The organism is Bradyrhizobium sp. NDS-1, assembly GCF_032918005.1.
GTDB classification, from domain to species: domain Bacteria; phylum Pseudomonadota; class Alphaproteobacteria; order Rhizobiales; family Xanthobacteraceae; genus Bradyrhizobium; species Bradyrhizobium tunisiense.
The window spans coordinates 4079239-4093389 of record NZ_CP136628.1 but is presented as its reverse complement, the minus strand read 5'-3'; the positions used below and the strand labels follow the sequence as shown (position 1 = coordinate 4093389).

Annotated in this window: 10 protein-coding genes; 4 read left to right on the top strand and 6 right to left on the bottom strand. The window is 66.4% G+C overall.

Features of this window, described 5'->3' with window-relative positions; genetic code table 11:
* Position 1: 1 nt before the first annotated feature.
* Both RX330_RS19310 and RX330_RS19305 read left to right on the top strand, forming a co-directional pair.
* The gene (locus tag RX330_RS19310; protein WP_317239439.1) at positions 2 to 1504 is read left to right on the top strand and encodes a class I adenylate-forming enzyme family protein; all 1503 of its coding nucleotides are present in this window, start codon (positions 2 to 4) and stop codon (positions 1502 to 1504) included.
* Positions 1505 to 1590: 86 nt separating this feature from the next.
* Entirely contained in the window at positions 1591 to 2814 is a 1224-nt protein-coding gene (locus tag RX330_RS19305) for a GGDEF domain-containing protein (RefSeq protein WP_317239438.1), read from the top strand.
* Positions 2815 to 2821: 7 nt separating this feature from the next.
* Here RX330_RS19305 and mfd read toward each other — a convergent pair whose 3' ends face one another.
* Both mfd and RX330_RS19295 read right to left on the bottom strand, forming a co-directional pair.
* Positions 2822 to 6340: a transcription-repair coupling factor gene (mfd, locus tag RX330_RS19300; RefSeq protein ID WP_317239437.1), complete on the bottom strand. Its 3519-nt coding sequence runs from the start codon at positions 6338 to 6340 to the stop codon at positions 2822 to 2824.
* Entirely contained in the window at positions 6337 to 6627 is a 291-nt protein-coding gene (locus RX330_RS19295) for a succinate dehydrogenase assembly factor 2 (RefSeq protein WP_212084933.1), read from the bottom strand. Before RX330_RS19295 ends, mfd begins: the two co-directional genes overlap by 4 nt.
* Positions 6628 to 6810: 183 nt before the next feature.
* Between RX330_RS19295 and recG the strand changes: the two genes are divergently transcribed.
* Positions 6811 to 8919 (top strand): ATP-dependent DNA helicase RecG, encoded by a 2109-nt coding sequence (recG, locus tag RX330_RS19290; protein ID WP_317239436.1) that lies wholly within the window; start codon positions 6811 to 6813, stop codon positions 8917 to 8919.
* Here the strand turns inward: recG and panE are convergent.
* The 4 genes from panE to glmS form a co-directional block, all read right to left on the bottom strand.
* Entirely contained in the window at positions 8916 to 9845 is a 930-nt protein-coding gene (gene panE, locus RX330_RS19285; RefSeq protein WP_317239435.1) for a 2-dehydropantoate 2-reductase, read from the bottom strand. The genes recG and panE overlap by 4 nt on opposite strands.
* A 159-nt stretch (positions 9846 to 10004) precedes the next feature.
* On the bottom strand, positions 10005 to 10862 hold the full coding sequence (locus RX330_RS19280) for an NAD(P)-dependent oxidoreductase (protein ID WP_317239434.1): 858 nt from the start codon (positions 10860 to 10862) through the stop codon (positions 10005 to 10007).
* A gap of 104 nt (positions 10863 to 10966) precedes the next feature.
* The gene (locus RX330_RS19275) at positions 10967 to 11737 is read right to left on the bottom strand and encodes a DUF502 domain-containing protein (protein WP_317239433.1); all 771 of its coding nucleotides are present in this window, start codon (positions 11735 to 11737) and stop codon (positions 10967 to 10969) included.
* Between the two features lie 84 nt (positions 11738 to 11821).
* Complete coding sequence (gene glmS, locus RX330_RS19270; protein ID WP_317239432.1) at positions 11822 to 13648, bottom strand: glutamine--fructose-6-phosphate transaminase (isomerizing); 1827 nt, start codon at positions 13646 to 13648, stop codon at positions 11822 to 11824.
* Between the two features lie 219 nt (positions 13649 to 13867).
* On the opposite strand from glmS, the gene RX330_RS19265 reads away from it, so the two are divergent.
* Positions 13868 to 14101 (top strand): hypothetical protein, encoded by a 234-nt coding sequence (locus RX330_RS19265; protein ID WP_212084909.1) that lies wholly within the window; start codon positions 13868 to 13870, stop codon positions 14099 to 14101.
* Positions 14102 to 14151: the final 50 nt, after the last annotated feature.

The following is a 14151-nucleotide window of genomic DNA, read 5'->3' as shown; positions in this document are numbered from 1 at the left end:
CGTGAACCAGCCAGCCATATCGCCGACGCTCGACACGTTGTTCCAGCGCACGCTGATGCGGCAGCCGCACGCGACCGCACTGCTCGACCCCCTCAACAAGGCCCGCGTGACCGGGCACCAGCCGCGACGGATGACCTATGCCGAGGCCGACACCGCCATCGAGGCGCTGTCGGCCTATTTCGTCGAATCGGGCCTGCCGGCCAATTCCGTCATTGCGATCCAGTTGCCTGCGACGGTCGAGTTCGTGCTCACCGTGCTCGCCGCCCATCGCGCCGGCCTCGTCGTCGCGGTGTTGCCGCTGCTGTGGCGACATGCGGAACTGACCGCTGCGCTCAATCGCACCGCGGCGCGCGCCATCGTCACCATGAGCACGGTCGACGGCGTCAGCTATGCCGACCTCGCGATGCACGCGGCCGCCGAAGCCTTCTCGATCCGTCACGTCTGCGGCTTCGGCACCGATCTGCCCGAAGGCATGGCTTCGCTCGACGAGGTGCTGGCCCGCCCGCCCGGCACCACACGCGCCGTGATCCAGGACGGCCGCAAGGCGGCGATGATCTCTTTCGACGTTACGGCGGAAGGCTTTCGCCCGGTGCCGCGGCCGCATTTCAGCCTGATCGCCGGCGGGCTCGCGATGTCGCTGGAAGCCGACATCAGGCAGGGCGCGACATTGATGGCCGCGTTCGCGCCGATGTCGTTCGCCGGCCTTGCTTCCTCGCTCGCCGTATGGCTGCTCTCCGGCGGCGCGCTTGCGCTGCATCATCCCTTCGAGAACGAGGTGCTGGAGCAACAGATCAACGAGCACGAATGCGAGGTGCTGATCGCGCCGGCGCAGCTTGCCTTGCGGCTCGGCGATGCCGATCTGGCGGCGCGGATGCCGTCCTTGCGCAACGTCATCGGCTTGTGGCGCGCGCCCGAGCAGGTGGCGGCGAGCGATGCCTGGATCGCGCCGCACGCGCGGCTGACCGACGTCTATCTGTTCGGCGAGGCCGGCCTGTTCGGCGCCCGCCGCGGCGAGGACGGCATGCCGGTGCCGGTGATGCCGGGGCCGCACGGCGCCCCGCGCGAGCAGGCCGGCTCGTCCATCGCCGGCGAGATCCTGCTGACGCCGAAGGGCACGCTCGGCCTGCGCGGCGCGATGGTGCCGATCGCGGCCTATGTCCCGCCGCAGCCAGCCGGCGACACCCTGATCGCGCAGCCGCCGCGCGACTATGTCGACACCGGCTATGCCGCCCGGCTCGACCGCCCGAGCGGCGCGATCTGCATCACCGCGCCGCCCTCCGGCATCATGGCCGTCGGCGGCTACCGCTTCCTCTCCAACGACCTGCAGGAATGGGCACGCCGGCTCGGCCAGGGCGCGCTGCTCACCGCGCTGCCCGACCGGCTTTCCGGCCACCGGCTGGCCGGACGCGCCCAGGACAACGCCCGCGCCCGCGAGGCTCTCAGCGAGCTCGGCCTTAACCCCCTGATGGTCGAGGCTTTTCGCGATCGCTCCGGCCCGGTCTAGGCGCAGTTTCGCCGGGTATGTTGACGCCGCATTAATGCGGCCAAACTAGATTGCGCGGCAACTGTCGCGTGATCAGAGTTTGACGAATGTCCCAGTCGGGCCCGATCCTGTTTGTGTCCAATGCCGAACGGCCGCCCTTCGTCGGGGCGCTGGACGAGGCCCGGCTGTTTCCCGTGGTCGATATCGACTGGGCCGGCGCGGCGCGCGCGGTCGAAGAGGTTCAGCCGGCCGCGATTCTCGCTGCGATGCATGGCGGACACGAGCCGCATATGGCCGCGCTCGCCAAGAAGATCGCCGACCAATCGCCCTACCTTCCCTTCGTGGCCGTGGATGCGGCGGGCATGCTGCCTCATAACGCCCTTCCCTTCTCCTCGCGCGGCGGCAATCCTGACCGCCTGATCGCACGGCTTCGCGCCGCGCTGCGCGTGCGCACGCTCCATGCCACGGTGCTGCGCCGGTTGCCGGAAGTGAAGGTGGTCCTGCCGCAGGGCGATCCCGCACGTGATGCGACCGTGCTCCTGATCGGCAGGGGCGCGGCCTATCCCGCGCTCTCCGTCGCGTTCGGTGAACGCGTCGGCGTGGTCGGCGCGCTCTCGATCGAGGCTGCCGCGAAACATCTCAACACCCGCGACCTCGACGGCGTCGTGCTTGCCGAAGGTTTTACCGCGCGTGTCACTGACGCCTTCCTCACCGTGCTCGCCGAGGACACCCGCTTCCGCAGCCTGCCCGTCGTCCTCACCGCGCACCAGCTGACGCAGACTTACGACCTGCCCAATCTCGAGCTGATCCCGGGCGAGCCGGCGAAGGTCGCGGCCAACGCGCTGCCCCTGATCCGCCAGCACGCGATGGAAGCTCAATTGAGCCGCACGCTGCGCTCGATCGATGCCGGCGGCTGGCTCGATCCGCGCAGCGGCCTGCTGACGGTCGAAGCTTTCGCGCGCGATTTCGCCAAGGCGGTCGAGCAGACGCTGGCCCGCGGCGGCGGCCTGTCGGTCGCACGCTTCGCTTTCGACCCTGGCAATTCCCGCGCCCAGCTCGATGCCGCCCGCATCCTCAGCCGCCTGATGCGGCAGATGGATTTCGGCGCGGCACAGAAGGACGGTTCGGTCATCGTCGTGTTCGCGGAAACCGACTTCCGCACCGCCCACATGATCGCCCGTCGCCTCTCCGCGGTGATGCGCCACACCTCCAACGGCAAGCACGAGATGCGCAGCGAGCCGGTCGTCAGCGTGGACTCGCTCTCGCCATCGGATACGGCAAGATCGCTGCTGGCCCGGCTATCGGCGGACGCGTCACGGGCGGCGTCGTAGTTACAGGCTACGCCGCCTTCTTGCTCTCCGCGAGCTGCGCCAATTGCCGCATGATCTCTGTCGTGCCGGCGAGGCGCTCTTCCGGCGTCTCCCAGTCCTGCAGGAACACCACCTTCATGTCGGGCCGCACCTTGGCGGCCTGGCCGTAGCTGCGGATGAATGACACCAGGCGGTCGGGATAGGCAAAGGAATTGTCGCGGAAGGCGATGACGGCGCCCTTCGGGCCGGCATCGATCTTGCCGACATTGGCCCTTCGGCAGAACGCCTTGATGGCGGCGACCTTGAACAGGTATCGCACCTCGTCCGGCAGCACGCCGAAGCGGTCGCGCATCTCGGCGCCAAAATTCTCGATCTCCTCCTCGGTCTCGAGATCCGCAAGGCGCCGGTACAGCGACAGCCGCACCGAGAGGTCGCTGACATAGTCCTCCGGAATGAGCACGGGCATGCCGATCGTGATCGACGGCGACCAGCGGTCGGCGGCGGGCTCGGAGACGCCGGCCTTGAGGTTGACGATCGCCTCCTCCAGCATCGACTGGTACAGCTCGAAGCCGACCTCCTTGATATGGCCGGACTGCTCCTCGCCGAGCAGATTGCCGGCGCCGCGGATGTCGAGGTCGTGCGAGGCGAGCTGGAAGCCCGCGCCCAGCGTCTCCAGCGATTGCAGCACGGTAAGCCGGCGCTCGGCCTGCGCCGTGATCTTCTGCTGCGCCGGCAGCGTGAACAGCGCATAGGCGCGCAGCTTGGCACGGCCGACGCGGCCGCGGAGCTGATAGAGCTGGGCCAGGCCGAACATGTCGGCGCGATGCACGATCAGCGTGTTGGCGTTGGGAATGTCGAGGCCGGATTCCACGATCGTGGTCGACAGCAGGATGTCGAACTTGCCGTCGTAGAACGCGGTCATGATGTCCTCGATCACGGCGGGCGGCATCTGGCCGTGCGCGACCGCGACCTTCATCTCGGGCACGTTCTTGTCGAGGAAGTCCTTGACCTCGGCGAGGTCGTCGATGCGCGGCACCACGTAGAACGCCTGCCCACCGCGATAGCGCTCGCGCAGCAGCGCCTCGCGGATCATCAGGGGATCGTGCGGTGCGACGAAGGTGCGCACCGCCAGGCGATCGACCGGGGGCGAGGCAATGATCGAGAGTTCGCGGACGCCGGTGAGCGCGAGTTGCAACGTGCGCGGGATCGGCGTCGCCGACAGCGTCAGCACGTGCACCTCGGCGCGAAGCGCCTTCAGCCGCTCCTTGTGGGTAACGCCAAAGTGCTGCTCCTCGTCGACGATGACGAGGCCGAGATCGCGGAATTTGATCGCCTTGCCGAGCAGCGCATGGGTGCCGACGACGATGTCGACCGAGCCGTCGGCAATGCCCTTCTTGACCAGATTGAGCTCCTTGGCCGCAACCAGGCGCGAAGCCTGCGCCACGTTCACCGGAAAGCCCTTGAAGCGCTCCGTGAAGGTTCTTGCGTGCTGGCGCGCCAGGAGCGTGGTCGGCACCACGACCGCGACCTGCTTGCCCTCGAGCGCCACGGCAAACGCGGCGCGCAAGGCCACCTCGGTCTTGCCAAAACCGACGTCGCCGCAGATCAGCCGGTCCATCGGACGGCCGAGTTCGAGGTCCTTCAGTGTGGACTCGATGGCCCCGAGCTGGTCCTCGGTTTCGTCATAGGGGAAGCGGGCACAGAACTCGTCGTAGAGGCCAGGCTGCACCAGAAGCTTGGGCGCCTCGTGCAGATGGCGCGCGGCGGCAATCTTGATCAATTCGCCCGCGATCTCACGGATGCGGTTCTTGAGTTTGGCCTTGCGGGTCTGCCAGCCGCCGCCCCCCAGGCGATCCAGCTCGACATCGGTCTGGTCGGAGCCGTAGCGCGACAAGAGCTCGATGTTCTCGACCGGCAGGAACAGTTTTGTCTCGGCGGCATAGTGCAGCTCGAGACAGTCATGCGGCGCGCCGGCGACATCAAGCGTTTGCAGGCCGACGAAGCGGCCGATGCCATGATCGACGTGGACCACGATGTCGCCGGCGGCAAGGCTCGTCACCTCCGAGATGAAATTGTCGAGCTTGCGGCTGGCCTTGCGCGGCCGCACCAGGCGGTCGCCCAAAATATCCTGCTCGCTGATCACAGCGATCTCGTCGGTCTCGAACCCGCTCTCGAGGCCGAGCACGGCGAGCATGGTCTCATTGCGCGGGGTGGCCTGCACCGTGCGCCAGCTGTTCACGCTGGTGGTGTGGGTCAGCTTGTGGTCGCGCAGCATCGAAGTCATGCGGTCGCGCGAGCCTTCGCTCCAGAGCGCGATCACGACCTTCTTGCGCTGGGCGTGCAGCGCCATCACATGGCTCACCACGGACTCGAATACGTTGACCGTGGTGTCGTTGCGCTCCGGCGCGAAGTCGCGCCCCTTGCGCGCACCTGCGTCGACGACACTCGTCCCGTCGGCGGGAACCGAAAATTGCGTCAGCCGCACCAGCGGCATGTCGCTCTCGCGCCTGGTCCACTCCTCGCCGGTGAGATACAGCCGATCCGGCGGCAGCGGCTTGTAGATGGCGCCGCCGCCCGGATGCTCCATGGCGTCGCGGCGGGCTTTGTAATAGTCCAGAATCTGCTTGAAGCGTTCGCGGATCGCGTCCTCTGCCTGTGGCTCGATCGCGATCGGAGCGCCTTGCAGATAGTCGAACAGCGTGTCCATCCGGTCCTGGAACAGCGGCAGCCAGTGCTCCATGCCGGGATGGCGGCGGCCTTCGCTGACGGCCTCATACAGCGCATCGTCGCGCTCGGGCGCGCCGAACTCGGCGACATAGCCCATGCGGAAACGGCGGATAGTGTCGGTGACGAGCTGGAATTCCGAGATCGGCACCAGGTCGAGCGCGCGCATGTCGAGCAGCGTACGCTGGGTCTCGGCGTCGAAGGTGCGGATCGATTCCAGGCTGTCGCCGAAGAAGTCGAACCGCACGGGCTGATCGAGGCCGGCCGGGAACAAATCCAGGATGCCGCCGCGCACGGCATATTCGCCGGGCTCGCGCACGGTCGAGGAGCGATTGTAGCCGTTATGCTCGAGCCAGGCGATGATGGTGTCCATCGGCACGACGTTGCCGGGCGCGACCGACAGCGCCTGCGCCGCGACGAGCTCGCGCGCGGGCACGCGCTGCACGACCGCGTTCACCGTTGTCAGCACGATCAGCGGCTTGTCGCTGCCCGTCAGGGACGCAAGCCGCGCCAGCGTCGTCAGGCGTTGCGCCAGGATGCCGCCATGCGGCGAGACGCGGTCATAAGGCTGGCAATCCCAGGCCGGGAAGGTCAGCACCGGCAGATCGGGGGCGAAGAACTGCAGCGCGCGTTCGAGCTGCTGCATGCGGGGACCGTCGCGGCAGACCACTGCAAGGCTGACGGCCGGCTTCTTCGGCCGCGCCGCGATGGCCCGGGCGAGATCGGAGACGACGAGGCCTTCGGCACCTTCCGCGACATTGGCAAGCGTCAGCGCACGGCCGGGCGCAAGCAGCTCGGCCGGAGACTTCATTCCCTGTTTCATACGCTGCCGTCCGCGATCGGATAGGCCTTGATGCGGGCAAACAGCGCGCCGGTGACATCAGCCGGCAGCACCTTGTCGCCGGTGATGGCGGCATAGAGATCGGGATCGTTGACCTCGAGCAGCGTCTCGAGCTCGGCGAGCTCGGCATCGGACAAATTGCCGATCTCGGCATCCGCGAAGCGGCCGAGAATCAGGTCCATCTCGCGCGTGCCGCGGTGCCAGCAGCGGAACAGCAGCCGCTTGCGGCGGTCGTCCAGCCCGCTGCTCGATCGTGTCGTTCCCGTCATGTCTCAAATCCAGTCAAACGCAGAAAGCCCGGACGTGCCGGGCGGGGTTGATATAGCCACTCGGGATGGCCCTGTCAGCCCTCGATTTGGCATGACCGGATGCCCGGACGAAGGCTGAAAAAAGACGTGGATGCCCGGCATAAAGCCGGGCATGACGGGCCGAAACGATCCTAGATTCGCCTGATGCGCCCCAGCCTGCTCAATCCGCTGTTTGCTGCCGTGACCAGCCTGCCCGGCGTCGGTCCGAAGCAGGACAAGCTGCTGCAATATTTGCTCAGCCGGAGCGAGACGCCGCGGCTGGTCGATCTGCTGCTGCATTTGCCGACCCAGGTGATAGACCGCCGCGCGCGGCCAAAAATCAGCGACGCCGTGCAGGGAACCATGGTGACGCTGGAGGTGACGGTCGACCGCCACCGCCCACCCCCGCCGCGCAACGCACGCGCGCCGTATCTGGTCTACGCCAGCGACGACACCGGCGACGTCGTGCTGACCTTCTTCCGCGCCAAGCCCGGCTATGTCGAGAAGCTGCTGCCGGTCGGCGAGAAGCGCTACGTCTCCGGCACGCTTCAGATGTACGACGGTATTCCGCAGATCGTGCATCCCGACCGCGTGCTCGACGAGGAAGCGATCTCGAAACTCTCCGGCATCGATCCGGTCTATCCCTTGACCGAGGGCCTCGCGCTCGGCTCGCTCCGCCGCGCGATCGCGCAGGCCTTGCAGAAGCTGCCGGCCCTGCCGGAATGGATCAGCCCGGAAGTGATGCGTAGGTGTCATTTTCCGCCGATCGCAGAAGCGTTCAATCGCGTGCACCAGCCGGTCGAGCTCACGGACATCCTGCCCGACCAGCCGTTCTGGTCGCGCCTCGCCTTCGACGAGCTTCTGGCCGGCCAGCTCGCGCTCGCCCTGATCCGCGCGCAACTCCGCCGTCCCGCCGGCGTCCGCAATGCCGGCGACGGTCACCTCCGCAGCAAGATCATCGACGCCCTGCCCTACGCACTGACGCCTTCGCAGCGCAGCGCCGCCGCCGCCATCGCTGAAGACCTGCAACAGCCTGTGCGCATGCTGCGGCTCCTCCAGGGCGACGTTGGCTCGGGCAAAACGGTCGTGGCGCTGCTCGCTGCCGCCGCCGTCGCCGAAGTCGGCAAGCAGGCCGCGCTGATGGCCCCGACCGAGATCCTGGCGCGCCAGCACATCAAGACCATCGCCCCGCTCGCCGAGCGCGCCGGCATGCGCGTCGCCATCCTCACTGGCCGCGAAAAAGGCAAGGAGCGGCGCGAGATCGTCGCCCGGCTCGCCGCAGGCGAGATCGACCTGCTCGTCGGTACCCATGCGCTGATCCAGGACGATGTGATCTTCCATGATCTTGCGCTCGCCGTCGTCGACGAGCAGCATCGCTTTGGCGTGCGCGAACGGCTTGCGCTGACGTCCAAGGGCGAAGCCGTCGACGTGCTGGTGCTGAGCGCGACCCCGATCCCGCGCACGCTGGTGCTGACCTATTTCGGCGACATGGACATCTGCGAGCTGCGCGAGAAGCCTGCCGGCCGGCAACCCATCGACACCCGCGCCGTCGCCATGAGCCGGCTCGGCGAGGTGATGGACGGTGTCGGGCGCGCCCTCGAAACCGGCAAGCTGGTCTACTGGATCTGCCCTCTGGTCGAGGAATCCGAGGCTGAAGGCACCGAGCATCTCACCAACGCGACCAAGCGTTTCGAGAGCCTGCAAAAGCGTTTCGGCGAGCGTGTCGGCCTCGTCCACGGCCAGATGAAGGGCATCGAGAAGGACCGCGTGATGGGCCAGTTCGCCGCCCACGAGATCGGCCTTCTGGTCGCGACCACCGTGGTCGAGGTCGGCGTCGACGTGCCCGCCGCGACGATCATGGTGATCGAGAACGCCGAGCGGTTCGGACTTGCCCAGTTGCACCAGCTCCGTGGCCGCATCGGACGCGGCTCGGAGGCCTCGACCTGCATCCTGCTCTATTCGGAGCCGCTCGGCGAGATGTCGAAGGCCCGGCTGAAGGTGATCCGCGAGACCACCGACGGTTTTCGCATCGCCGAGGAGGACTTGAAGCTGCGCGGCGAAGGCGACGTGCTCGGCGTGCGCCAGAGCGGCCTGCCCGGCTACCGCATCGCGCGCTCGGAAGTTCACGGCCAGCTCATTACCCAGGCTCGTGACGAGGCGCTGCGGATCCTGAAGGACGATCCGAAGCTGAAGGGCGAACGCGGCGAGGCGCTGCGGTGCCTGCTGTATCTCTACGAGCGCGACGAGGCGATCCCGCTGATCGGAGCAGGTTAGCTCGCGGCTCTTCGGCGCCCCACTTCATAGGCCGCCACATGCGCGCGGGCCAGATCCAGCAGCGGCGTCTCGATGCCGAGCGCGCGGGCGCGATTGGCCATATCGCCAAGGATGTGCTCGGACTCGGTGACCGAACCGCGCTCGATGTCGCGCAGCATCGAGGCCTTCAGCGGCGAATCCAGCGTCGTGAAGAGCTTGCGGTCGAACTCGATGAACGGCGCGCGCGGCTCGTATCCCGAGGCCGTCGCAACGGCGCAGCATTCGGCGAACAGGCGGAAGATGGACTGCTCGCCGTTGGGCACGGCCAGGATGTCTCCGATGCTTGCACGCATCAGGCAGGTGATGCCGGCGAGCGTCGAGAGCTGCACGAACTTCTCCCACATGTCCTGCATGATCGCTTCGCTGGCGCGCACGTCGATACCGGGAACACCGAGCAGCGTCTCCAGCGCGAGCGCGCGTTCACTTAATGCGCCCTCGATCTCGCCGAAGATGATGGTCTGGTTGGCCATGAACTGAACGACCCGGCCATCGGCATCCAGCCCGGCACTGACATTCGCGAGACCGCCGAGGACACGAGCGGCGCCGAACCTTGTGGTGAGAGCGTCGACATGCTTCAGCCCGTTCAGGATCGGAAGGATCATCGTGCTCGTGCCGACGGCGGGCGCAAACTGGCTCATCGCGTCATCGAGCGAGTAGGCCTTGACGCCGACGAGCACGAGATCGAATGGCTCCTTGAGATCGCTTGCCAGCAGGATCGTCGGATGCACGGCAAAATCGCCGTGCGGGCTCACGACCTGCAATTCGTTCTGCCGCAATTGCTCGGCCCGCGTCTCGCGCACGAAAAAGGTCACGTCGCGGCCTGCACGGGCGAGACAAGCTCCGTAATAGCCGCCAAGCGCCCCTGCGCCGATGACGAGCACTCTCATTCGAACTCCCATTGCACACGAACAGCTGCCGCAGAGACAATAACAGATGGGCTCCGCGGCGTCTCCTCCCCGTCATTGCGAGCGCAGTGAAGCAATCCAGAATCCTTCCGCGGCGACAGTCTGGATTGCTTCAGCGAACGGCGAGTGAGCCCAAAGCGATCAGGCCTTCTTCCGCGCGATCCCCGCCGCGAACGCCTTCATCAGCTCCGCATCCACCGCGTTGCCCTTCGCATCTTCCGCCAGATGCTCGAACCAGCGCGCGAAGCCCTCGTAGATCTGGCTGGCCGGATGGTCGGGCCCGAGGAAACCGGAGATCTCCCGCATCTCCGCGACCCAGCGATAGGCTTTCGGAATCATGTCCGGCAGCGCGACTTCGAGCCGGGCCAGGATCGCGGGTTGGCTCAGCGCCAGTTCGTCGCGCAGCGCGTCGGCCGCGCCCGCTTTCGTTGCCGCGATCACCATGGCCGATCCGATGCCGGCGAGGCCCTTGACGATCCCGGCGTAGGACATTTTCAGCGCGGACGCCGCGCCGACCGGGCCTTCGACGATCCGCACGTCGAGGCCGAGATCCTTCAGCACGACGACATCCTTGGCGTATTCGCCGGACATGTAGAAGGCCGGGCTCTTGCCGCCGGGCTGCGGCGGAAATCCGATGATGCCGCCGTCGATGAATGGGGCCTGCGCCGAGCCGATGATCTCCTCGATCCGCAATACGGTGTCGACGTTGACCGCGTTGCAATCGACCACGACCGGCTTCTTCTCGCGTCTGACGATCAGCGACGCCAGCCGTTCAGCCAGTGCGACGGCTTCGCCCGGCGGCACGATCGAAAGAATGATGTCGGCACCTGCGATCGCGTCGTCATCGGCGCCGATCATGCCGGCGTCTGCTGCGCGCTTGCGCGTCGCCTCGCTCCGCCCCGCCAGGGACGTCAGCACGCGCGCGCCATGCTCGCTGAGGCGGCGGGCGACGGCGCTGCCCATGGCGCCTGGCGCGAGGATCGCAATGGTTTTGGACATCATGCACTCCAGGTCGAACGCCGGGCGAGGCGCTCGGCTCGACAGGAGACTAGCAGAGGATGCCCGCGCGCGCGTGACCGGCGCCATCCCGCAAGGGAATGGCCCTACTCCACCTTCGCAGGCTCGGGCTGACGTGCCGACGCATTGGCGATACGCGCGGCATTCGCCACGCCGGCAAGCGCCGCCGCCTTCTTCGAATCGGGCGCCGAACCCGGCTGCACCACGCCGGCCGACATGATCAGGGTCGCGGCATCCTCCGTGCTCATATCGACTTCGACGATCTTGCTCTTGGGCACGTAGAAGAAGAACCCGGTGGTCGGGTTCGGCGAGCACGGCAGGAACACCGAGACGTGCTCCTCCTGCCCCGGCAGGCTGCGCGCGACCTCTTCATTCGGCGATTGCGAGATCAGCACGATCGACCACATGCCCGGCGAGGGAAACTCGACCAGGCCCACTTTCCGGAAGCTCGAGCCCTTGCCCGAGAACAGCGTCTCGAACACCTGCTTCAGGCCGCGGTAGATGGCGCGCACGGCCGGGATCCGGCCGAGGAACGTTTCGCCGACATCGACCAGCGTCCGGCCGATCAGGTTGGCCGCGAGGAAGCCGACCAGCGTCAGCGTGAAGAATGCGACAACCAGTCCCCAGCCGGGAATGACGTACGGCAGATAGGTTTCCGGCCGGTAGGCCAGCGGCACGAACGGCCGCACCACGCCATCGACCCAGGTGACGAACCACCAGACCAGATACAGCGTGATGGCGATCGGTCCTGTGACGATGAGACCGGTCAGGAAATAATTGCGGAAGCGGCCCATCAGGCCGGTATGCGGTTCCGGAAGGGGATCTAGAGGCGCAGGCGCGTCGTCGCGGGGGGTCATTCGGGTTCCAAGTCGGTCGCAGCACACAAGCTAGGGTCTTCTAGCAGGTTTTGGAAGACCGCGACCGGTTGATATCCCTTCTGCCTATTCCACAGTCACCGATTTCGCGAGGTTGCGCGGCTGGTCGACGTCGGTGCCCATCACGACAGCCGTGTGATAGGCGAGCAGCTGCACGGGGATGGCATAGACCATCGGCGTGAAGGCGGCCGCCATGTCGGGCATGACGATGGTGACGAGGGACTCCACCGTCGCCTCCTCCGCGCCCTTCGCGTCCGTCATCAGGATGATGTTGCCGCCGCGGGCGGCGACCTCCTGCATGTTGGAGACCGTCTTCTCGAACACCCGGTCGTAAGGGGCGATGACGACCACCGGCATGGTCTCGTCGATCAGCGCGATCGGCCCGTGCTTGAGCTCGCCGGCGGCATAGCCCTCGGCGTGGATATAGGAGATCTCCTTCAGCTTGAGCGCGCCTTCGAGCGCGAGCGGAAAGCTGGTGCCGCGGCCGAGGTAGAGCACGTCGCGGGACTTGGCGATCCGGTGCGCGAGCTTTTCGATCTGGTTCTCGGTGGTGAGCGCATCCGCCATCAGGCGCGGGATCTCGACCAGGCCGTGAACCAGCTTGGTCTCGTCCTCGTCGGACAATTCGCCGCGAGCCTTGCCGGCCGCAATTGCAAGATTCGCCAGCACCATGAGCTGACACGTGAAGGCCTTGGTCGAGGCGACGCCGATCTCGGGGCCGGCCAGCGTTTGCAGCACGGTCTCGCTCTCACGCGCGATCGTCGAGGTCGGCACGTTGACGACGGCGACCGTGTGCACGCCCTCGGCCTTGGCATAGCGCAGTGCCGCCAACGTGTCGGCGGTCTCGCCGGACTGCGAGATGAAGATGGCGAGATCGCCCTTGCGCAAGGGCGCCTCGCGGTAACGGAACTCGGAGGCGACATCGACCTCGACCGGAAGACGCGCAAAGCGCTCGAACCAGTATTTTGCGACGAAGCCGGCATAGCTCGCGGTGCCGCAGGCGGTGATGTTGATGCGCTGGATATTCTTGAAGTCGAAGGGCAGCTTGACCGGCAGCGAGACGCGCTCGGTCGCCATGTCGACGTACCGCGCCAGCGTGTGGCCGACCACTTCCGGCTGCTCGTGGATCTCCTTGGCCATGAAGTGGCGGTAGTTGGCCTTGTCGACCAGCGAGGTCGAGGCGGCGTGCCTGATCTTGTCGCGCTGGACAGCGTGGCCGTCCTTGTCGAAGATCGTTGCGCTCTTGCGCCTCAGCACGACCCAGTCGCCGTCCTCGAGATAGCTGATCGTGTCGGTGAACGGGCCGAGCGCGATGGCGTCCGAGCCGAGATACATCTCGCCCTCGCCATAGCCGATCGCCAGCGGCGGGCCATTGCGGGCGCCGATCATGAGATCGTTGTTGCCGGCGAAGATGAAGCCGAGCGCGAAGGCGCCGCGCAGGCGCCCCAGCGCCAGCTTGACGGCCTCGACCGGCTTGTTGCCGCGCGAGAGCAGATCGTCGACGAGATGCAGCACGATCTCGGTGTCGGTCTCGGTGTGGAACACCGCGCCCTTCTTCTCGAGCTCCCCGCGCAGCTCGCGGAAATTCTCGATGATGCCGTTGTGGACCACGGCGACGCGTTCGGTCGCATGCGGATGGGCGTTGTTGACGGTCGGCTTGCCGTGGGTGGCCCACCGGGTGTGGCCGATGCCGGTGGTGCCCTTCAGAGGCTCAGCTTCGAGCCGCTTCTCCAAATTCTTCAGCTTGCCCTCGGCGCGGCGGCGCTCCAGGTGCTTGCCTTCGAGTGTGGCGACCCCCGCGGAATCATAGCCGCGATATTCGAGACGTTTGAGCGAATCGACCAATTGCTCTGCAACCGGCTCGCGCCCGAGAATGCCGACAATTCCGCACATGCGGATCACTATCCCCCAAATCGTCGAAAAATCGCCTAAACGACGCACTCGGTTTTTAGCGAAGTTCGCAAGGAAGCAGATACTCAATAATTATTGCTGATTGAGACAGCATGGACCCGTCACCCTGCTTCACCTGCGTCGAATTGGCCGGCCTTAAACCGCGCGCATTAACCTGTTGTCAACAAGTCTGACCAACGCTTGCCGTTTAGGAGTGAGGTCATGAAGGACTCGTCCGACCGCAAAGGGCTGCCACCGATCCACCTGCGCGCCAGCGAGACGACGGGCACGCACCTTTCGCACTGGCCGCCGCCCCTGCGTGCCAAGGAGCGGGGCAAGGAATCCAAGCCTGCCCTCGTCAGCCAGGCCGCCGCCGCCGAACCGGCAAAACGCGCCGGGCCGCGCGGATGGCGTCTGCAGCGGGCGATGTTTTCGAAACTCGACGAGGACGACTAGGGCATGATCGGGAAAAGTGTGCAGCGGTTTTCCGAAAAAGATCATGCTCA